Source organism: Oxalobacter vibrioformis (genome assembly GCF_027118995.1).
Taxonomy (GTDB): domain Bacteria; phylum Pseudomonadota; class Gammaproteobacteria; order Burkholderiales; family Burkholderiaceae_D; genus Oxalobacter; species Oxalobacter vibrioformis.
The window spans coordinates 1,893,534-1,913,912 of record NZ_CP098242.1 but is presented as its reverse complement, the minus strand read 5'-3'; the positions used below and the strand labels follow the sequence as shown (position 1 = coordinate 1,913,912).

Below are 20,379 nucleotides of genomic sequence, written 5' to 3'. Positions count from 1 at the left end.
AATGGCAAGGTTCTTTATTGACCGCCCTGTTTTTGCCTGGGTTCTTGCAATCTTTATTATTCTGGGCGGCATCCTGTCCATTCTCACTCTGCCGATTTCCCAATACCCGAACGTGGCACCGCCACAAGTCACTGTCTCGACGAGCTACCCTGGCGCGACAGCAAAAGTGGTCGAAGACAGCGTCACCCAGCTGATTGAAGAAGAGATGAATGGCGCTACCGGCCTCATGTATATGGAGTCGGAAAGCCAGAGTACCGGTGAAGCCAAGATCACGCTTTCCTTTACCAATGAGACCGACGTGGAACTGGCCGCTGTTGATGTCCAGAACCGGATCAAGCGGGTCGAATCCCGCCTGCCCACGCAGGTCATGCAGCAGGGCGTCATTACCAACAAGGCCCGAAGCAACTACCTGGCGGTTATCGCCGTCACGTCCACCGATGGCCGACTCAGCCAGTTTGAACTTGGCGACTTTGTGGCACGCAATGTCATCAATGACATCAAGCGGATTCCCGGTGTCGGTGACGTCACTATTTTTGGTTCTGAAAAAGCCATGCGTGTCTGGCTGGACCCGGTCAAACTCACCGGACTTAACCTGACTCCCGAAGACGTCAGTGCGGCCGTCAAGGCCCAGAATGCGGTAGTAACCTCAGGACAGCTGGCCGGCATGCCCAACACAGGGAAAGAACCTATCTACGCCAACATTACGGTACATGGCCAGTTGCAGACGCCGGAAGAATTTGAAAACATTATTCTTCGCGCCAATCCGGATGGCTCAACCGTCCGTATCAAGGATGTCGGCCGGGTAGAACTCGGTGCCCAGCGATATGAACCCTTTGCCCACCTGGACGGCACACCCATGAGTGGCTTCGGCATCATGCCGACAGCGGATGCCAACAGTATCGCGACCATGTCCGCCATCAGGGCAAAAATGGCCGAACTCTATGAGTATTTCCCTTCGGGTGTGGAATACAGTATCCAGAACGATACTTCCCGTTTCGTTGTCGTCTCCATCAAGGAAGTGGTCAAAACCCTGTTTGAGGGGGTTTTCCTGGTTTTCCTGGTCATGTACCTTTTCCTGCAGAACATCCGCTACACGATCATTCCCACCATTGTCGTCCCCATTGCCCTGTTGGGCACCTTTGCCGTGATGAAGGCCCTGGGATTTTCCATCAACATGCTCACCATGTTCGGCATGGTGCTTTCCATCGGTATCCTCATTGATGACGCGATCGTGGTGGTGGAAAACGTCGAGCGGATCATGTCAGAAGAAGGCCTCTCCCCGCGGGATGCCACTTTCAAGGCAATGGGCCAGATCCAGGGCGCCATTATCGGTATTACCCTCGTTCTCATGGCCGTATTCGTACCAATGGCGTTCTTTGGCGGCGCGGTAGGCAAGATTTACATGCAGTTTTCGCTGTCAATGATCGCTTCCATTGCCTTCTCGGCTTTCCTTGCCCTCTCCCTCACGCCGGCACTTTGTGCCACGATCCTGAAACCGGTTGAGGCGGGACATCACGCCAGCAGCAAGGGATTTTTAGGCTGGTTCAACCGGAAATTCCACAGCACAACACTGACCTACGAGCGCCAGGTTGCCAAGATGTTCGGGCGTGCCGGACGTTATATGGTGATCTATTTTGCCATTTGCGCCTGCTGTGCCTGGATGTACTGGAAACTGCCAACGTCCTTCCTCCCTGACGAAGACCAGGGTTACATCTACGTCAATCTTCAGTTGCCGGGTGGCGCCACCGCCGCCAGGACCGGAGAAGTCTTGAAGGAAATCCAGGATCACTTCTTTACCGAACCCGGCATTGACCATACCGTACTGGTAACGGGCTCTTCCTTCTCCGGAAGAGGGCAGAACGGCGGTCTGGGTTTCGTCACCCTGAAAGACTGGGGAGAAAGAGATTCGGATAACAGCGCCCAGGCCATTGTCCGGCGGGCCTATGCAAAGTTTTCGCAATTCCGTGATGCCGTTGCCTTCCCGATCAATCCGCCGCCGATTCGCGAGCTCGGCACATCCACCGGCTTTGCTTTCCGCCTGCAGGATCGTGCCGGCATGGGCAATGAAGCACTGATCAATGCCCGTGACCAGCTGTTGGTAATGGCCAGGCAAAGCAAGGTATTGAAAAATGTCCGCCCCATGGCCATGGAAAATACCGCCCAGCTCAAGCTCAATATTGACCGGGATAAAGCCAATGCCCTGGGAATAACATTTGCCGATATCAATGCCGCCCTTTCTGTTGCAATGGGTTCGGATTATGTGAATGACTTTGAAAGTTTCGGCCGGCAGCAGCGCGTCATTGTCCAGTTGGATGCCACCAAACGCGGCAAGCCGGAAGATATCAGCAAGATTTTCGCCAAAAACAGGGATGGCACCATGGTACCCTTCTCGGCCTTTTCAAGCAGTGAATGGACCAAAGGGCCAATACAGTTGATCCGTTACAACGGCTATCCGGCGGTAAGGATTGAGGGCGAACCGGCAGAGGGTATGAGCACAGGTGATGCCATGGCGGAAATGGAAAACCTGACTCGTCAGCTCCCGCGCGGTTTTGGTTTTGAGTGGACCGGTCAGTCACTCGAAGAAAAAGTCTCCGGCAACCAGGCGCCCATGCTTTTCGCCCTGTCGCTTTTGGCTGTTTTCCTCTGCCTTGCGGCTTTGTATGAAAGCACGACGATTCCCCTTTCGGTCATACTGGTGGTGCCGCTTGGTGTTATCGGCGCGCTGTCAGGCGTATTGCTGCGCGGCATGCCCAATGACGTCTACTTCAAGGTGGGGTTGATCGCAACTATCGGCCTTTCCGCCAAAAATGCGATTCTGATCGTGGAGTTTGCGAAAGACCTGCAGGCACAGGGTAAAAGCCTGGTACGCTCAATACTGGAAGCCTGCCGTCTTCGCTTTCGCCCGATTATCATGACATCCATGGCGTTTATCCTGGGCGTGGTTCCTCTGGTCGTTGCACGCGGTGCCGGCTCAGGCGCCCAGCAGGCCATTGGCACCGGTGTCATGTGCGGTATGATTACGGCAACCGTGCTGGCGGTTTATCTGGTTCCGATCTTTTTCCTGGTGGTCCGCAGCATCTTTTCGGGCAGCGAACGCCAGCGCAAGATGTACGCCAGCCATCATACACAGGAAGGCTCAAAGGACGTTCGCAAGCAACCCTGGGAGCTGGCGCCGGGTCTGGCTCGGGATATCAGTGAGGCTGAAGAGGATCTGCCCACTAATACAGGCCATCCCGATGAAACTGACAACAACAGGAATGACAAGGAAAACAAAGAATGACAAGGCTCAGAAAATGTGCATTTGCCCTGATGGCTGCCGGTATGTTGACCAGCTGCAGCATGGCGCCGACTTACGAGCGGCCTGAGGCGCCTGTAGAAGGTACCTGGCCGGAACACGCCGCGGTAGCCGAAGGCACGATTCCCGCGCCTGAAATAGGCTGGGCGGAATTTGTCCGGGACCCCCGCCTGCAGGTATTGATCGCAGCGGCCATTGAAAATAACCGCGACCTGCGGGTAGCCACCCTTCGTATCGAAGAAGCCAGGGCGCAATACAACATTCAATGGTCCGAGCGCCTGCCCAATATCAATGCGGAAGGTCAGGCCCAGCGCTCCAAGACACCGGGTTCCATTGCCGGTACACCGGGCTATGCCAACACCGGCAATTATCAGGTCGGGCTCGGGCTGGCCGCCTTTGAGATTGATTTCTTTGGCCGGGTAAAAAGCCTTTCCGACGCCGCGCTCTACCAGTACTTCGCGACGGAAGAAGCCCAGCGCAGTGCACACATCAGCCTGGTATCCGAGGTCTGTAAAACCTATCTGACGGAAAGAGCACTTGCCAAACAGCGTGATCTGGCACAAAAATCCTATAAGGCATACAAAAGCACTTACGAGCTGACGGAAAAACGCTTTGAAGTCGGTGCCTCATCCGCACTGGAACTCCGGCAGTATGAAACCCTCATGCACAATGCCCGCGTATCTGTCGTCACACTCGAACGGCAGCGAGCCCAGATGGAAAATGCGCTGACCGTCCTGATCGGCGGAAAGAAAATCGATAATCTGCCCGCGCAAAAAGACTTTTCCGACAATGAAATCCTCATGGAAATTCCGGCAGGGCTGCCATCTGACCTGCTGGCAAACCGCCCGGATATTCGCCAGTATGAAAACCAGTTGAGATCAGCCAACGCCAACATCGGCGCGGCACGGGCAGCTTTTTTCCCGCGAATCACCCTGACCGCATTTGGCGGTACGGCAAGCAATACCCTCTCCGGACTTTTTGATGCCGGCTCCAGCGCATGGACTTTCACACCGCAGATTCTCCTGCCGATCTTTGATGCCGGCAGAAACATTGCCAACCTTGATCTGGCAGAAGCCCGCAAGAATATCGCCATAACCGAGTATGAAAAAACCATCCAGGTAGCCTTCCGCGAAGTAGCAGATGCCCTGATAGCCAGGGGGCTTTTCAATGAGCAGGTTACTGCGCAGGCCGCCGTGCTGACCGCAGAATCGGAACGCCTCATGCTTTCCCGCGCCCGCTATGACAATGGCATTGCCAGTTCACTCGATGTACTGGATGCGGAAAGACAGCATTTTGCCGCGGAGCAGACACTGGTACAGGCACGTCTTGACCGCCTCATCAACACGGTCGATCTCTATCGCTCTTTAGGCGGAGGACTGCAACAGGCTACCGTGCCGGTCGAACCCCTTGCTGAAGCAAAAGCAATGCCGCCTGCCACTGAAGTGAAACCTGCTGCTGAGGTAGAGCCGCCTGTCGAAGCAAAAGCGGCAGAAGAAACCGTTAAATCTGCTGAAACGCCGTCAGTGCCCGCTGTGGAAAAAAACGGAGAAAACGGCTAGGGAGTGTCGCAGCCAACAAAGAAAAATATCGCGATAATTTGTGCATTCTCATTTTTTCACTCCGAAAAACACGTAGCATGAGTGTGTGTATGCCATATTTGCAACAATTTTCACTTCTTTTATGTATTCAACAGGCAAACAGCATACATTTTTAGGCAAATTCGATGTATCATCTGAATAGTTAAGCACAGCCGCATGATATTAAACAACATTCATACAAGGCTATCCGGCAGGGTCGGTACCAGTCGGCAAGGCGGTGCCTCTTTGAAACGGACAGGGATTTTTCCTGTCCGGCGCGTTTCCTTCTCATTCCGAGGAAATCATGGCAAATAATATTATCAATACCAGCGATGCGTCATTTGAAGCAGACGTGTTAAAATCCGACAAACCTGTTCTGGTTGACTTTTGGGCTGCCTGGTGTGGCCCGTGCAAGATGATTGCGCCGATCCTGGATGAAGTCGCTGCAGAATACGGTGGAAAAATCACGGTAGCCAAAATGGATGTCGACAAGGATCAGCAAATTGCATCCAAATTTGGTGTCAGAGGCATCCCCACCCTGATTCTTTTCAAAAACGGACAACTGGCCGCACAGAAAGTCGGTGCGCTTTCCAAAGGACAATTAAAAGAATTTATCGACAGTAATCTGTAAGAAGCCGGCGGCACACATCGTGCCGCCACTCCCTTGACGGGTTCATCATCTGGCCGTACGGCCTCCCACAGACAACCTTACCTGTTATTCACACCTTGTTTATACACACCAGATCCTGGTGACACGCTTTTTATTAACGACATTATGCATCTATCTGAACTCAAGTCCCTCCATGTTTCCCAACTGGTCGACATGGCCAGCAGCCTCGAAATCGACAATGCCGCCCGTATGCGCAAACAGGAACTCATGTTTGCCATCATGAAAAAACGGGCCAAGGCAGGCGAACAGGTCTATGGAGACGGCGCCCTGGAAGTCCTGCCGGACGGCTTCGGCTTTCTCCGTTCCCCTGACGCCAGTTACATGGCTTCCACCGACGATATTTATATCTCTCCTTCCCAGATCCGCCGCTTTAATCTTCATACCGGGGACTCTATCGAAGGCGAAGTCAGAACCCCAAAAGATGGGGAACGCTACTTTGCCCTGGTGAAAGTGGACAAGGTCAATGGCGCGCCGCCGGAAGCCTCCAAAAACAAGATTCTCTTTGAAAACCTGACACCGCTGCACCCGGATGAACCGCTTCATCTCGAAAGAGAGATGCATGCCAATGAAAATATCACCGGCCGGATCATCGACATGATTGCACCGATCGGCAAAGGCCAGCGCGGCCTGCTGGTGGCTTCTCCCAAATCGGGGAAAACCGTCATGCTGCAGCACCTGGCGCATGCCATCACGGATAACCACCCCGAAGTCATCCTCTTTGTTCTCCTGATTGATGAGCGCCCGGAAGAAGTGACAGAAATGCAGCGTTCGGTTCGCGGCGAAGTGGTCGCATCCACCTTTGACGAACCGGCAACCCGCCATGTCCAGGTAGCGGAAATGGTGCTTGAAAAAGCCAAGCGGTTGGTTGAGATGAAAAAAGATGTGGTGATCCTTTTAGACTCCATCACCCGTTTAGCCCGTGCATACAATACGGTTGCGCCGGCATCAGGCAAGGTACTGACCGGTGGTGTGGATGCCAACGCCCTGCAGCGTCCCAAACGTTTCTTTGGCGCGGCACGCAATATTGAAGAAGGCGGCTCACTGACCATCATCGCCACGGCACTTGTTGAAACCGGCAGCCGCATGGACGATGTGATTTATGAAGAATTCAAGGGCACCGGCAATATGGAGGTTCACCTGGAAAGGCGGCTGGCTGAAAAACGCGTCTACCCTTCCATCAATCTCAACAAATCCGGTACCCGCCGCGAAGAGTTGCTCATCAAGCCGGAAATCCTCCAGAAGATCTGGATTTTAAGAAAGCTGCTCTACGATATGGATGAAATCGAGGCGATGGAGTTCATTCTCGACAAAATGCGTTCCACTAAAACCAACGCAGACTTCTTTGACATGATGCGGCGCGGCGGATAATATTGCCTGAATTACCACTTTTTGGCACACTCACGGCCGGCTAAGCTTTAGCCGGCCGTGATGATATTTTCAGGAATGGAAATACCGTTCCTGAAAACAATCATAAAATTCTTTGTTGCTGAAACGCAACACTTGGCAAAAAAATACGTTATCCTTACCGGATACGTAAAACTGGCAAACCGGAAAAACCATTAATCAGGCCTTGGCCTGCCGCTTTTAAAAGCATATGTCCGTAATCGAGCATCATATTCTGAATAAACTGTCAGCAACCCGCCTGCCCACTATCTCGCAGGTCCTGGTCAAGCTGCTTTCCCTGTGTCAGGATGACCGCGCCAGTATTACCGAACTTGCCAAACTGATCTGGCAGGAGCCCACCATGGCGCAAAAAATACTGAGTGTAGCCAACAGCTCAGCTTACATTCATACCGGCCCCCATGTCAGGCTGGAAACCGGCCTGATCGCCATGGGCACCGACATGGTTCGCATGCTCGTCATCAACGAATCCATTTTCCAGAATTTCCGCGGCCTTTCCCGTAATGTCCGTCTCGATCTTCGCGCCTTCTGGCATCATTCGCTGACAACCGCCATGATTGCCTACAATGCAGCGAAACACATGGGATACGACCATGATGACAATGCCTATCTGGCAGGCCTTATGCATGATATCGGCCGGCTGGCGCTCATGACAGTCGCCCCGGAAAAATATGCCTCGCTTTTTTACCGGCGGGATGACGAAGCCCTGTGCATCCAGGAATCGCACTCACTCGGGCTGACTCACGCCATGGCTGGCGCCTGGCTGGTTCGTTACTGGAAGCTGGATCCCGCCATTGCAGAAAGTATTGAGCTTCATCATGAGCCCTTTGACCGGATCACCGATGCGCCCACCCTGGTACGTGTTGTTCATCTGGCAAACCAGCTCGCCTATTGTGATGAAGAAAACCCCATGATTGAAGCGCTGGCAGCACGCTATGGGCTGGAATTGTCCACCGCACTGGAAATCATGAGTAATGTCCGCGAACACGTCCAGAAATCCGCTGACTATCTTGGCATTGATATTTCCGACATTGAACCGGTTCCGGAAGAGCCGGCAAGCCTGCCCCCGCTGGCAGATCAGGCAGACATGAACCAGGAAATCCTGAGCCTGTTGAATTCCGCAGAATTCGGCCGTTTCTTCATCCGGCAGACATCGCAGACACATCTGCAAAATGCCGCTATTCTCGCAGCCTGCAATATCCTCAAGCTGAACCATGCCCTGCTCTTCTGGCACAGCCCGGCTGAAGACAAATATTCCTGCGTGGCAACGGATACCCCGTCACATAAACTGCTGGGCATCAGCGTGCCGGCACACGACAGCAGCGTCCTGCGCGAAACAGCAACCAACCGCCAACCTGCCTTTATCTCATCGATTGATGAACTGACCATGGCCGCTGAAAAAAATCTGGCCCTTTTGATCGGCGATACCCATTGGGTCATGATTCCCGTTTCGGATGCCAGCCGCTCACTCGGCGTGCTTTTCGGCAGCCTGAGCCACGAACAACTGGATACACTCAAACAGCAGAAGTGGCTGATCAAAAACTTTGTGGAACAATTCATTCTTGCCTGGCATCGCCTGCAGGAAACGAAAAAGCACATTCAGCAGGAAGTCATGCTGGTGGAGGAAAAATACCGGCATCTCTCACGGGCCTCATCCAGAGAAGCGGACAGCCCGGTTGCCATTGTCAGAAACTATCTGCATGTGCTGAACCAGAAACTGGAAAAGCAGGGCTCCCAGCAAAATGCCACAACGGTTTTAAAAGAAGAGATCACCCGTCTTGAACAGATTATCCATGACATGGTTGCGCCATCCGGAGAAACGGCGGTAACCGATCTGGCAACACTGGTTCCCGGGGTCATCCAGCAGTTTCGCGATGCCCATCCTGCCGTCATCATTACCGAACACCGTCCTGATGCCGGGAAAACCAGCCTGGTCCGGGCGCCGGACAATCTGTTAAAGCAAATCCTGGTCAACCTGTTGCGCAATGCTGTCATTGCCATAAAGGATGACGGTGAAATCATCATCACATACGAAGGCCATAAGGAGCGCGACGGCACCCTCTATTACGCCCTGAAAGTGGGTTACAGGGAAAGCGGGATGCCTGTACAGCGGACAAAGGGGCGTCATCCGCTTCAAAACGCTGCGTTAAAAAAACAGCAGGAAGAACAGGATATGGGCATCGTTTACAGTCTCTTAAACCAGATTCATGCATTAATCGGCTCACATTCCGACATAAACGGCACAATATTTGATATCCTGATTCCAGCGTATGCTCCTTTGACCCCAAAAATATAAAACAAGAACAATGACGTCTGAGGCCTCCCCTCCCATCACTGTCTTATCTTCACTGGCGCAAAATAATCTTACGACGCCCCATATTCTTGTTGTAGACAATCAGATCCATGCGCTGAAAGACCTCATTTTCCTCCTGGGTGATTACGATATTCGCCTTTTCAAGGCACAAGATGGAAAAACAGCACTACACACCCTGCGTACGGAAACAATCGACCTGCTCCTGCTTGAGATCAGTCTGCCTGACATGAGTGGCCTTGACGTCATGGACTTTATCAAAAAACAGGGATATGACACTCACACCATCGTCCTGTCAGAGAGCACTGATATCAATGCACCGATTGAAGCCCTTAAAAGAGGAGCTTTCAGTTACCTGCGCAAGCCTTCCTCTACGGAAGAACTGCTTTCTTCGATCAAGAATGTACTGGATGCGCGCGCCCTGGAATCCCGGCACCAGCAAATGGCATGGCAACTGGAATGCTCTGAAAAAATGTATCGTAATCTGGTGGATAATGCACCGGATATTATTTTCACGATCAGCCATGATGGCACAATCACCTACATCAACCAGCGCGTCACCACTATTTTGGGATATCCCCCTAGCGAGTTGATCGGCAAACCCTATTCCACCCTGATCAGCAATGATGACCTGAACCGCGCACAGGCACTTTTCAGCAGTAAATACAAATCCACCCGTCATATCGAGCTGTCCCTGAAATCCGAAGCAGAAAAGGAAAGCTACCCTTTTTCACTGACGATCATGAATATGACATTTAATCCGGCCAATCCGGATTCAATGGAAAAAACCGGCAGTGCCTACATCATCGCACGGGACCTCTCGGAAAAAAAACGGGCAGCAGAAATCATTTCCTATCACAAGAACTACGATCTCCTGACCGGCCTGCCAAACCGCACGCTGCTTACCCAGCAGATTGACACCGAACTGCAGCGCCTGCGTGAAGCCAATGGCGGCATGACGATTCTTTTTGTTGACCTTGACCGTTTCAAGCTCATCAATGACACCATGGGGCATTTGAGCGGCGATCTGCTGCTGCAGCAGGCGGGTATGCGACTCAAAGAACTGGTCAGAACGGGTGACATCGTTTCACGTCTGGGCAGCGATGAATTCCTGATTGCCCTGCCCGGCCTGAAAGATGCGGGCCGTATACAGACCATTGCCACACAATGCCTGGATACCATACAACAACCGTTTTCGCTCGATAATGAGGAAAATGTCCAGATTACGGCAAGCATCGGCATTGCCACATATCCCGAGCACGGTCTCTCAGCGGTAGAATTGATCGCCAATGCGGATATCGCCATGTACCAGGTCAAGATCAAAAGCAAAAATGATTTCTGCTTTTACGAAGACAGCATGATTCGCAGCTCGCATGCCAAAATCAGCCTTGAACAGGAGATGCGGCGCGCCCTGGATCGTAACCAGCTTGAAATGTACTATCAGCCACAGGTGGATATCGCAACAGGCGAAATCATCGGCGCAGAAGCCCTGATGCGCTGGAACCACCCCGAACGGGGACTGCTTTCTGCAGGCGAATTTCTCCCCTATGCAGAAGAAATCGGACTCATTGCGCCTTACACCGACTGGATGCTCGGATCAGTCTGCCGCGACATACTGGCCGCCCGGGTGGCCGGGTGCAAACTGGTTCCTGTTTCTGTCAACATGTCGCCCCAGTACCTGGATCGCGAAGACTGTATTGATAAAATGAAGGACGTCTTTTCACATTACCGGATACAGGATGGCATGATTGGTGTGGAAATCACGGAAAATATCAGTATCCGCAATCCGCATCAGGCCATCGAGCTGCTTGGCCGTTTGAATCATCTGGGTGTGGACATCGCCATTGATGATTTTGGCATTGGTTACTCCTCACTGGCCTATCTGCGAAAATTTCCCATCCAGACCATCAAGATCGACCGTTCTTTTGTGAGCGAGATACACCACGACATGAGCGAATTTCCCGTTATTTTAGCCATTATTTCCATTGCCAAGGGATTAGGCATGAAGCTGATTGCCGAAGGTGTTGAAACGGAAATACAGGCCGCCTACCTGAAAAACTGGGGATGCCATATCATGCAGGGGCACCTTTATCATCGTCCCATGCCTATTCAGAACATTATTTCCATTCTGGCCGGAGAATCCGTCCAGCAATCAGGCTGATCAGACGGCGCTTTTCTTTCCCGTCGGATGTTTTACAATAAGCACATGAAAAACAGGCTGCCGGACTGTCCTTCATCCGACAAACCAGGAGAAAAAAAATGAAAGATCTCAAAGGAACACAAACAGAAGAAAATCTGAAAAGAGCATTCAGCGTGGAATCACAGACCGCCATGCGTTACGAGTATTTTGCCAGCCGTGCGAATATTGAAGGACACAACGATGTCGCCATGCTGTTTTCTTCCAGTGCTGCCGGTGAACGGGGCCATGCCCTGGGCCACCTCGAATTCCTGAGGAAGGATCCGGTATCGGGCAATCCCATGACCCGTACCCGCTTGAATATCCAGTCAGCCATTGCCGGTGAAACAACCGAATATCACGACATGTATCCCCGCATGGCGGAAATCGCCCGTGACGAGGGCTTTGAAGAAATCGCTATCTGGTTTGAAACGCTTGCCAAGGCAGAGCGCTCTCACGCCAACCAGTTCCAGAAAGCCTTGAATACCCTGCTGGATTAAAATAGAAACGCCAGCAGGCACTATTGCACCTGCTGGCGGCATAAGAAGGCCGGGGATTACTCCGGCAGCAGAATCTCGTGGCCCTTGCTGAACTGGTAATCCCTGAAAATATGCTCGGCAGAAGGCAACAGGTACGATCCGTCTTCCAGTCGGCGTGTTGTATCCTTTAAGCGATAAGTATTATGTCCGCACGTCCATACATCATAGTTGCGCATATGGGTGCACAGGCAGACCTTTTCCTTCACTGACAGCTTGTCCTTTTCCGGATGCAGCTTGATTTCACGCTCATACGCATCGATATATTCACATTTGCCATTCTCAAGGATATAGCCGTATATCTCGCAATTCGGACGGATACCCTGACCAACAGCAGGTGTGTTTTTCAGCATGCGCATAGGATATCCCGTGGGTGACTGCATGTTGACCTCAATGTCATCCTCGGCCGCATTCAGATAGGCCTGTTTGGCCGCTTCCGGCAGTCCGCACTCCCGGGAAACGGTAAAACGGGTCGCCACCTGCACGGCAGCAGCGCCGTTTTCAAGAAAACCCACTGCATCTGAACCGGTAAACACCCCGCCTGCCGCGATCAGCGGAATATCCAGATTTTCTTTTTTCAGATAAGCCTGCACCTCAGCCACGATCGTCTTCAAGTCAAACTTGGCCCAATCCATCCCGAAGCCCAGATGACCGCCTGCCAGCGGCCCCTCAACAATCACGTAATCCGGCAGCCGGTTGAGCTTGGCATTACGACGGATAAAAATCTGCAGCGCACGTGCAGAAGAAACAATGATCCCCATCTTGGCATCACGAAAACGCGGATGGTCCTGTATCAGGTGAAATGAACTCTGGTTCAAGCCTGCTGCCAGCGTAATACCGTCAATACCGGCATCAAGCGCGGCTGTCATGCGTGTCTGCATGGTTTCCCGCGGCGCATTCATGGTCAGCTTTTCCATCAGATTGATAAAAAGCAGGCCATGGCCGCGTTTGGCTTCCATTGCACTGGATACATGAAGACGTGTTGCCTCGGCCAGGGCACCCAGGTCGAAATGGACACTGGACTTGTCCATCTTGCCCATGGTTGCCATATTGGCGCGCATCTTGTCCCGGGAAAAATGCTTCCGGAAATAATGGTCAGCCGTAGCCATCATCATGGCATCCGACAAATGACCAATACCGCCCATACGCACCGCTGTCAGCGCCAGTTGCGGTGTGGAAATATCCACCCCCATTCCGCCAATCACGATCGGGACCAGCTCAGTACTGCCCAGGCGCAGGCGAAAATCATCTACACACTTCATCGTATTCCTTGATATACCGGCAAATGTATCTGCCAGCCAGTGATAAAAAACAGGTTATGGTGGCCCTGTCAGGCCATTACTTTATCAGCAGATTCAATCCATCTCCATGAAGGGGAACCGCCTGACTCAACCTGCCAAAATAACGGCACAATTCTTAATGTTATCAGATTATCCGGCTAGTGCCTAAACCCTGTTGACCCGCCGCGTTTTCTTCTCCTGCCAATCAGTGCGACATCAGCACCGGCAGGGGAGATTCACTCAGGATGGTTCGGGTAACCCCCCCAGCAGGAATTGCCGGAAACGGGTATGACCGTAGCCACCCAGTACAAGAAGATCTGTTCCCCGTTCTGCTGCGATTTCCAGTAGCGACTGGCCAATATTTCTGGCCTGCTGCCGCTTGAGAATATGGACATTAACCCCATGACGCGCCAGATATACCGCCAGATCGGTTACCGAACTTTCATCCCGCATATCCGGCTCTGTTTCAACATTGAACATGACCACATCCACTACCTCTGCCCGTCTCAACAGCGGGATCGCATCGGTAACCGCACGGCGCGCCTCCTTGCTGGCATTCCAGGCAACCAGCACCCTGGAGCCAACCGTTTCCTTTTCGTAGCCGTGCGGAATCAGGAGAACCGGCCGACCGGTATGGATAACCACAAACTCGGGAAAATCCGGCTGGACAATGGGGGCGTCGTCATTTAAGTTGGTCTGACCGACCACAACCAGATCACTGTACCTGGCCTGCATGCTGATGCCATAGCCTGCCTCGCCATCCACGACACGGCCTTCATAAGACAAAACGCCCATGCCTTCGACTTCCTGGATAAAATCCTCGACAAACCCTTCTGCACGGTCTGTCAGAAATTTCAGGTGTGAGGCAAGCGCCGGGTCCTTTTCATTGATGCGTGCCTCGCGAAAGGTCAGTGTCGAAATGCCGATCATGGCCGCGCCAATCAGACAAGCGTCTTCGGCCTTTGCCAGATTGGCGGCTATGCGGACGCGATTGGCCGCCCTTTCTTTCCGGTCCAGATGAACAAGTATCGTTTTATATGCCATGGCCACCTCTTATGTCGTCAATCCATCAAACTAAAATTACACTTTGTCCAGCTCGAACGCCTTATGCAGCGCCCTGACAGCCAGTTCGGTATATTTTTCATCAATCAGGATGGAAATCTTGATTTCCGATGTGGAAATCATGAGGATATTGATACCTTCCTGGTACAGCGTTTCAAACATTTTCGATGCCACACCGACATGACTGCGCATACCCACGCCAATGGCAGATACTTTGGATACCCGGTTGTCTCCCACGATATCCTTTGCGTTAATCTCACCCTTGACCTTTGTATTCAACACCGCGATGGCGCGTTCATAATCCGCACGCGGGACGGTGAAGGTAAAGTCCGTGATACCGGCAACTGACTGATTCTGGATAATCATATCCACTTCAATATTAGCATCAGCGATAGCGCCTAAAATCTTGAAGGCAATACCCGGCTTATCAGGCACGCCAATGACCATGATTTTTGCCTCGTCACGGGAAAAGGCAATCCCTGAAATAACCGTCTGTTCCATTTCTGCATCTTCCTCAAAGGTAATCAGTGTGCCGGAGACAGCTTCTTCCTCCAGCGGCATAAGCGGGTCTGTCAGTGATGACAAAACACGGGTGGGCACCTGGTAATTACCGGAAAACTCCACCGAACGTGTCTGCAATACCTTTGAGCCCTGCGACGCCATCTCAAGCATTTCCTCAAAGGTGATTTTCTTAAGCCGTCTGGCTTCTGACACGACACGCGGGTCTGTTGTATACACCCCGTCCACATCGGTATAAATCAGGCATTCATCCGCCTTCATGGCAGCAGCTATGGCAACAGCCGAGGTATCAGAGCCACCCCGTCCCAGCGTCGTGATATCTCCCTTGTCATCGATCCCCTGGAATCCGGCAATAATCACGACTTTGCCTTCATCCAGCGCTGACATTACCCGTTTTGCGTCAATCGACTGGATACGGGCCCTGGTATGGGAAGAATCCGTCAGTACAGGTACCTGCCAGCCGGTAAACGATATTGCTTCCTTGCCCAGTGCCATCAGCGCCATCGACAAAAGGCCAATGGAAACCTGCTCACCGGTTGAAGTAATCATATCCAGTTCGCGCTGGTCCGGCTGCGGCATAATCTCCTGGGCCAGTGCAATCAGCCGGTTGGTCTCTCCTGACATGGCAGAAGGCACAACAATAATGCGTTTGCCGGCATCATGCCACTTGGCAACGCGTTTGGCGACATTTTTGATCCGCTCGGTTGAGCCCATCGATGTGCCGCCATACTTGTGAACAATTAAACCCATATTTTTTTCAGATAATAATGTCAAACATAAACCTGCATGAAACTTTACCCTGCCAGTGCCAAATTAACAAGCAAAATGCCCATCTGCAGGCGCTGTACCGGCCTTTACGCAGGAATCCAGCCAATCCGGATACGATTGTCACCCTGGCTGACACAATCGATTGCGGTGCCGATACCGGCGGCAAAAAGCAAACGCTCACCAGCATACAGCAGGGGCAGCCGCTGCCTTTCCCATGCGGGCACTCCTCTTTCCTGGTAGTGCGCCTTGAGGCTTTTTGTGGGACGGACCTCATTTACTTTGAGCACGGCCTTGCCGGAATATGCGCCAAGCGCCAGTATCTGTTCCCGAAGCCACCTGGCGTCCACGCCTTTTGACACCGGCTCAAAAAGCAGTTCCCCGCCAAATTCCGCCATTTCCAGTCGGGACTCCCCCTGCCAGGTGAATGGCGCACTCCGTTCAGGCAAGGCCAGAGGCCTTTCGGGGTTTGTCTCCTGAAACACAAGATGCTGCCGGTAACGGCGGATAACGGCACCTTCGAGCGCCAGCTTTACCTGGGCATCCTCTCTTGCATCCAGCAATTGCGTCCTGGCTTCTTTCAGCCAAGCCGTGGACGGCATGCGCAACCCGTGCGCATCCAGCCAGAAACGGAAGAGATTATCAAAACGGTCATGCCCCAGCTCTGCCATACGAATGATATCCAGCGCATCGCCATCATGGCAGCGCTCCCAATCCATTTCCGCCAGTTCGTTTAACAGTCGGGAAGCCGACTGCATATGCAGCGCACTGCGTGCCACCCGCTTTTCAAATCCCGGAAAAAATCCGGAAAGCAGCGGCGCGACCTTCTGCCGGATGGCATTTCGGACATATCGCACATCCAGATTCGAGTCATCCTCCACCCAGGCGAGGTGTTTTTCGCTTGCCCAGGCCGCCAGCGCCTGGCGCGATACCGCCAGAAGCGGGCGCAACAGTTGCGGTGCCGCCTCATCGTCTTCACCAGGAATCGTGCCCAGGATTTCCATGCCTGACAATCCTGCCACACCGGCTCCCCGCATCAACTGCATAAGCACTGTCTCCACCTGGTCATCCTCATGATGAGCCGTCAGCAGCACATTAACACCATACTGCCGACACATGGCTGTCAGGGCCGCATAGCGTTCACGGCGCGCAACCGCTTCGACACCTTCGCCTTCCCCCGGATTCAGCGTCACCCGGCAAAAATCAAAGGGAATCGTCAGTTGCTCACACGTATTACGGCAATGGGCAAGCCAGTCATCCGCTTTGACATTCAAGCCATGATGGATATGGAAAGCAAAAAGCCGCATAGGCTTTTTTGCGGCATAAGCCTGGGCCAGATGCAACAGCACACTGGAATCCAGGCCGCCGGAATAGGCAATCGCCATCGCCTCTTCTTTGCTGCCAGGCTGCCCAAAAGCAAAAACGCGTGCCGGAACCGATTCCAGCACGCGTTCAAATTCGAAAACAGGGTGATGTGCTTTCGCCTGATTCACTCCTTACTCCGACGAGGGAACGATATTCTTGAACTCGCCGTAATTCAGCCATTTCTGGTGACGCGCCTCCAGAAGATCCTTGGCAGACACCCCCTTGAACTGGCGAAGTGAATCAGCAAGTGCCCGCTTCAACAGCGCTGCCATCTGCTTTGGATCGCGATGTGCGCCACCGAGGGGCTCATTGATGATCCGGTCAACCAGGCCCATTCCCTTTAAGCGATGTGCTGTCAGGCCAAGCGCTTCAGCCGCCTCATTGGCCCGCTCTGCGGTTTTCCAGAGAATGGAGGCACAGCCTTCCGGCGAAATGACCGAATACACGGAATACTGCAGCATCAGCACCGTATCCGCCACTGCAATCGCCAGTGCGCCACCGGAACCGCCCTCACCGATAATCGTGGTGATAACCGGCACCTTCAGCCTGGCCATTTCAAAGAGATTGCGGCCGATTGCTTCAGACTGGCCGCGTTCCTCCGCATCAATACCCGGGAAAGCCCCTGGCGTATCGACAAAGGTAAAAATCGGCAGGTTGAATTTTTCCGCCATATGCATCAGGCGCAGGGCCTTGCGATACCCCTCCGGACGTGGCATACCAAAATTACGATAACCGCGTTCCTTGGTATCACGGCCCTTCTGGTGGCCCATGACCACACAGCCCTGCCCGTTAAAACGGGCCAGGCCGCCAACGATGGCGGGGTCATCACCAAAGGTACGGTCTCCATGCAACTCATGGAAATCCGTGAAAATCTCGTTGAGATAGTCCAGCGTATAGGGTCTTTGCGGATGACGGGCGATCTGTGATACCTGCCAGGGTGTCAGCTTGCTGTAGATTTCCTTTGTCAGCTGCTGACTTTTTTTCGCCAGCTTGGTGATTTCTTCAGAAATATCAACAGCAGAATCATCCTGCACAAAACGCAGTTCTTCAATCTTTGAGTCCAGTTCAGCAATGGGTTGCTCAAAGCTCAGAAAAGTTGTTTTACCCACTTAATCTCCTTTTACGGGCCAATGCGGCCAGGCCCGCAAGAAAAGCATTTTTCTGTGCCGGGGCATCGTTTCAGGGCGATTCCCACGGCACAGGATTTTTAGACGTCCCGGCATTGTAATGAGTAATTGTCTGCCGGTCAAAACATTCCTTTTGGCAACGGCAAGTGCCTGAACTGTTTAGTATTTTAGTAAACGGCCTAGTATTCTACCGGAACTGCCGTCAGGCTGCGCCACAGGTACCAGGTTGCCACGGTGCACCAGGGGTGCCAGTTTGCGGCCAGTTCGCGCACCTCCATGCGAGTGACCGGCTCACCGGAAAAATAAGTCATGCTGATACCCTTGATCAGGCCGACATCATCCAGCGGCAGGACGTTGGGGCGATGCAGATTGAAAATCAGGAACATCTCCGCAGTCCAGCGGCCAATACCGCGAATCCGGGTCAAATCAGCAATGACTTCTTCATCATTCATGTCCGTCCATTTTTCCGGATACACGGTTTTTTTCCTGAAATGCCCGGCCAGATCCATAACGTATTCCGTCTTGCGTTTTGACAGCCCGCACTTCAGAAAATTCTCGCCGCCTGTTTTGATGACATTGGCAGGCGTGCAGACCGGACAGATTTCCTTGCAACGCAACCAGATGGATTCAGCTGCCTTGACAGATATCTGCTGCCCGATGATGGAACGCGTAAGCGTCTTGAACGGATCACCCCGCTTCATGGGATAGCTCTCACCTGCAGCGACAATGAGCTTTCGCATGATACGGTCGCGCTTTGCCAGTTCCTGTACGGCTTCTTTCCAGTAAGGCGGCATCTGTTCCAGTTCGCCGGACTTTCGCGCCTTGCTCATGCGCGCCGCCACTCGGTCACACCACCCGGTCTGTCTTCCAGCACAATCCCTTCGGAGAGCAGCTCATTTCTGATCCGGTCAGCCTCGGCAAAATTTTTCGCGCCTTTTGCCGCCGTCCTGGCATCAATCAGCGACTGGATGCGTTTTACATCAATATCATCGTCATCGCCCTGAAGGAATTCGCGCGAGTCACGCTGCAGGATGCCAAGCGTCCCTGCCAGTGCCCTCAATTGCCGCGCCAGATCGACTGACCCGGACCGGTTGACTTCATTGGCCAGATCAAACAGCACGGCAACGGCAACCGGTGTATTGAAATCATCATTCATCGCCTGCCGGAAACGGCGTGCATGGTCTTCATTCCAGTTGACGACCGCAGCTTCCACCGGCATGTCTTTCAAGGCCGTATAAAGGCGCATCAGTCCTGCCCTGGCATCATCCAGATGGGTATCCGAATAGTTCAGCGGACTGCGGTAATGCGTGCGGATGATAAAAAAGCGCAACACCTCCGCATCATACTGTTGCAGGACTTCACGAATGGTGAAGAAATTGCCGAGTGACTTGGACATCTTTTCATCATCCACCCGGACAAACCCATTGTGCATCCAGTAATTGACAAATTTATGTCCGGTTGCCCCCTCGGACTGGGCAATCTCGTTTTCATGATGTGGAAACTGCAGGTCGGCGCCCCCGCCATGAATATCAAAGTGCTCGCCCAGGAGCTGGCACGACATGGCAGAACATTCGATATGCCAGCCCGGACGGCCCTGCCCCCATGGGGAATCCCATTTCGCCTCATGCGGCTCATCTGCCTTGGACGCCTTCCACAGGACAAAATCCAGCGGATCACGTTTACCCAGATTCACGTCAACCCGTTCACCCGCGCGCAGATCATCCAGCGAACGATTCGACAGCCTGCCATAATCCTTGAAATCACGAACCGAATAATTGACGTCGCCTTCTTCGGTGCGATAGGCCAGCCCGTTTTTTTCCAGCCTGTCAATGATGGCCAGCATCTGGGGCACATAGTCTGTTGCACGCGGTTCATGGTCCGGCGGCAAAATACCCAGGGCGGCGATATCCTCGTGCATGAAACGGATAAAACGGGTTGTCAGGTCCAGCATGGTTTCCTGATTTTCTGCTGCCCGGACAATAATCTTGTCATCAATATCCGTGATATTGCGCACATACGTCACGTCGTATCCGGCTTCCCTGAGCCAGCGGTAGACAATATCAAACGCCAGCATCATCCGCGCATGACCGATGTGACAGAAATCGTAAACCGTCATGCCGCACACATACATGCGCACCTTGCCGGGTTCGATCGGCTTGAAAACCTCTACATTTCGTGTCAGGGAATTGTAAATCTGTAACTCATTCATGGAAACCATCTCGTGATGTCGCAAAAACGGGGGAAAGATATTCATTTTACTGTGGCACAGGGGTAAAAGGATAGTGCCTGAAAGAT

Annotated in this window: 14 protein-coding genes; 7 read left to right on the top strand and 7 right to left on the bottom strand. The window is 52.8% G+C overall.

The features are described 5' to 3' along the window. Position 1: 1 nt before the first annotated feature. The 7 genes from NB640_RS09460 (at position 2) to NB640_RS09430 (ending at position 11,930) form a co-directional block, all read left to right on the top strand. Positions 2-3,280 carry an efflux RND transporter permease subunit gene (locus NB640_RS09460; protein WP_269308463.1) on the top strand — a complete coding sequence of 1,093 codons (3,279 nt, stop codon included), beginning with the start codon at positions 2-4 and terminating at the stop codon, positions 3,278-3,280. Then, positions 3,277-4,854, top strand: a complete 1,578-nt coding sequence (locus NB640_RS09455) for an efflux transporter outer membrane subunit (protein ID WP_269308462.1) — start codon at positions 3,277-3,279, stop codon at positions 4,852-4,854. The genes NB640_RS09460 and NB640_RS09455 overlap by 4 nt, the downstream gene beginning before the upstream one ends. A 322-nt stretch (positions 4,855-5,176) precedes the next feature. After that, complete coding sequence (gene trxA, locus NB640_RS09450) at positions 5,177-5,503, top strand: thioredoxin TrxA (RefSeq protein ID WP_269308461.1); 327 nt, start codon at positions 5,177-5,179, stop codon at positions 5,501-5,503. 144 nt (positions 5,504-5,647) lie between these two features. Continuing rightward, positions 5,648-6,910 carry a transcription termination factor Rho gene (gene rho, locus NB640_RS09445; RefSeq protein ID WP_269308460.1) on the top strand — a complete coding sequence of 421 codons (1,263 nt, stop codon included), beginning with the start codon at positions 5,648-5,650 and terminating at the stop codon, positions 6,908-6,910. Between the two features lie 226 nt (positions 6,911-7,136). Continuing rightward, positions 7,137-9,239: an HDOD domain-containing protein gene (locus NB640_RS09440; RefSeq protein ID WP_269308459.1), complete on the top strand. Its 2,103-nt coding sequence runs from the start codon at positions 7,137-7,139 to the stop codon at positions 9,237-9,239. Between the two features lie 10 nt (positions 9,240-9,249). Beyond that, positions 9,250-11,415, top strand: a complete 2,166-nt coding sequence (locus tag NB640_RS09435; RefSeq protein ID WP_269308458.1) for an EAL domain-containing protein — start codon at positions 9,250-9,252, stop codon at positions 11,413-11,415. A gap of 98 nt (positions 11,416-11,513) precedes the next feature. After that, complete coding sequence (locus NB640_RS09430) at positions 11,514-11,930, top strand: rubrerythrin family protein (RefSeq protein ID WP_269308457.1); 417 nt, start codon at positions 11,514-11,516, stop codon at positions 11,928-11,930. Positions 11,931-11,986: 56 nt separating this feature from the next. On the opposite strand, the gene NB640_RS09425 is transcribed toward NB640_RS09430, so the two are convergent. The 7 genes from NB640_RS09425 to cysS all read right to left on the bottom strand — a co-directional run bounded on the left by NB640_RS09425 (position 11,987) and on the right by cysS (position 20,293). Next, the gene (locus NB640_RS09425; protein ID WP_269308456.1) at positions 11,987-13,228 is read right to left on the bottom strand and encodes a nitronate monooxygenase; all 1,242 of its coding nucleotides are present in this window, start codon (positions 13,226-13,228) and stop codon (positions 11,987-11,989) included. 258 nt (positions 13,229-13,486) lie between these two features. Next, positions 13,487-14,290, bottom strand: coding sequence for a universal stress protein (locus NB640_RS09420; RefSeq protein WP_269308455.1), 804 nt, complete (start codon positions 14,288-14,290; stop codon positions 13,487-13,489). 36 nt (positions 14,291-14,326) lie between these two features. Beyond that, positions 14,327-15,577: an aspartate kinase gene (locus NB640_RS09415; RefSeq protein WP_269308454.1), complete on the bottom strand. Its 1,251-nt coding sequence runs from the start codon at positions 15,575-15,577 to the stop codon at positions 14,327-14,329. Positions 15,578-15,681: 104 nt separating this feature from the next. Beyond that, entirely contained in the window at positions 15,682-17,085 is a 1,404-nt protein-coding gene (gene tilS / locus NB640_RS09410; RefSeq protein ID WP_269308453.1) for a tRNA lysidine(34) synthetase TilS, read from the bottom strand. A 3-nt stretch (positions 17,086-17,088) separates the two neighbouring features. Beyond that, on the bottom strand, positions 17,089-18,066 hold the full coding sequence (locus NB640_RS09405) for an acetyl-CoA carboxylase carboxyltransferase subunit alpha (protein ID WP_269308452.1): 978 nt from the start codon (positions 18,064-18,066) through the stop codon (positions 17,089-17,091). Between the two features lie 197 nt (positions 18,067-18,263). Next, complete coding sequence (locus NB640_RS09400) at positions 18,264-18,914, bottom strand: DNA-3-methyladenine glycosylase family protein (protein WP_269308451.1); 651 nt, start codon at positions 18,912-18,914, stop codon at positions 18,264-18,266. Then, a complete protein-coding gene (gene cysS, locus NB640_RS09395; RefSeq protein ID WP_269308450.1) occupies positions 18,911-20,293 on the bottom strand; it encodes a cysteine--tRNA ligase in 1,383 nt (460 codons plus the stop codon). The genes NB640_RS09400 and cysS overlap by 4 nt, the downstream gene beginning before the upstream one ends. Between the last annotated feature and the right edge of the window lie 86 nt (positions 20,294-20,379).

Bases quoted from the DNA above. Each gene is read 5' to 3' on its own strand.
- NB640_RS09460 (WP_269308463.1), top strand. From the start codon at position 2: ATGGCAAGGTTCTTTATTGACCGCCCTGTTTTTGCCTGGGTTCTTGCA.
- NB640_RS09455 (WP_269308462.1), top strand. From the start codon at position 3,277: ATGACAAGGCTCAGAAAATGTGCATTTGCCCTGATGGCTGCCGGTATG.
- trxA (WP_269308461.1), top strand. From the start codon at position 5,177: ATGGCAAATAATATTATCAATACCAGCGATGCGTCATTTGAAGCAGAC.
- rho (WP_269308460.1), top strand. From the start codon at position 5,648: ATGCATCTATCTGAACTCAAGTCCCTCCATGTTTCCCAACTGGTCGAC.
- NB640_RS09440 (WP_269308459.1), top strand. From the start codon at position 7,137: ATGTCCGTAATCGAGCATCATATTCTGAATAAACTGTCAGCAACCCGC.
- NB640_RS09435 (WP_269308458.1), top strand. From the start codon at position 9,250: ATGACGTCTGAGGCCTCCCCTCCCATCACTGTCTTATCTTCACTGGCG.
- NB640_RS09430 (WP_269308457.1), top strand. From the start codon at position 11,514: ATGAAAGATCTCAAAGGAACACAAACAGAAGAAAATCTGAAAAGAGCA.
- NB640_RS09425 (WP_269308456.1), bottom strand. From the start codon at position 13,228: ATGAAGTGTGTAGATGATTTTCGCCTGCGCCTGGGCAGTACTGAGCTG.
- NB640_RS09420 (WP_269308455.1), bottom strand. From the start codon at position 14,290: ATGGCATATAAAACGATACTTGTTCATCTGGACCGGAAAGAAAGGGCG.
- NB640_RS09415 (WP_269308454.1), bottom strand. From the start codon at position 15,577: ATGGGTTTAATTGTTCACAAGTATGGCGGCACATCGATGGGCTCAACC.
- NB640_RS09400 (WP_269308451.1), bottom strand. From the start codon at position 18,914: ATGAGCAAGGCGCGAAAGTCCGGCGAACTGGAACAGATGCCGCCTTAC.
- cysS (WP_269308450.1), bottom strand. From the start codon at position 20,293: ATGAATGAGTTACAGATTTACAATTCCCTGACACGAAATGTAGAGGTT.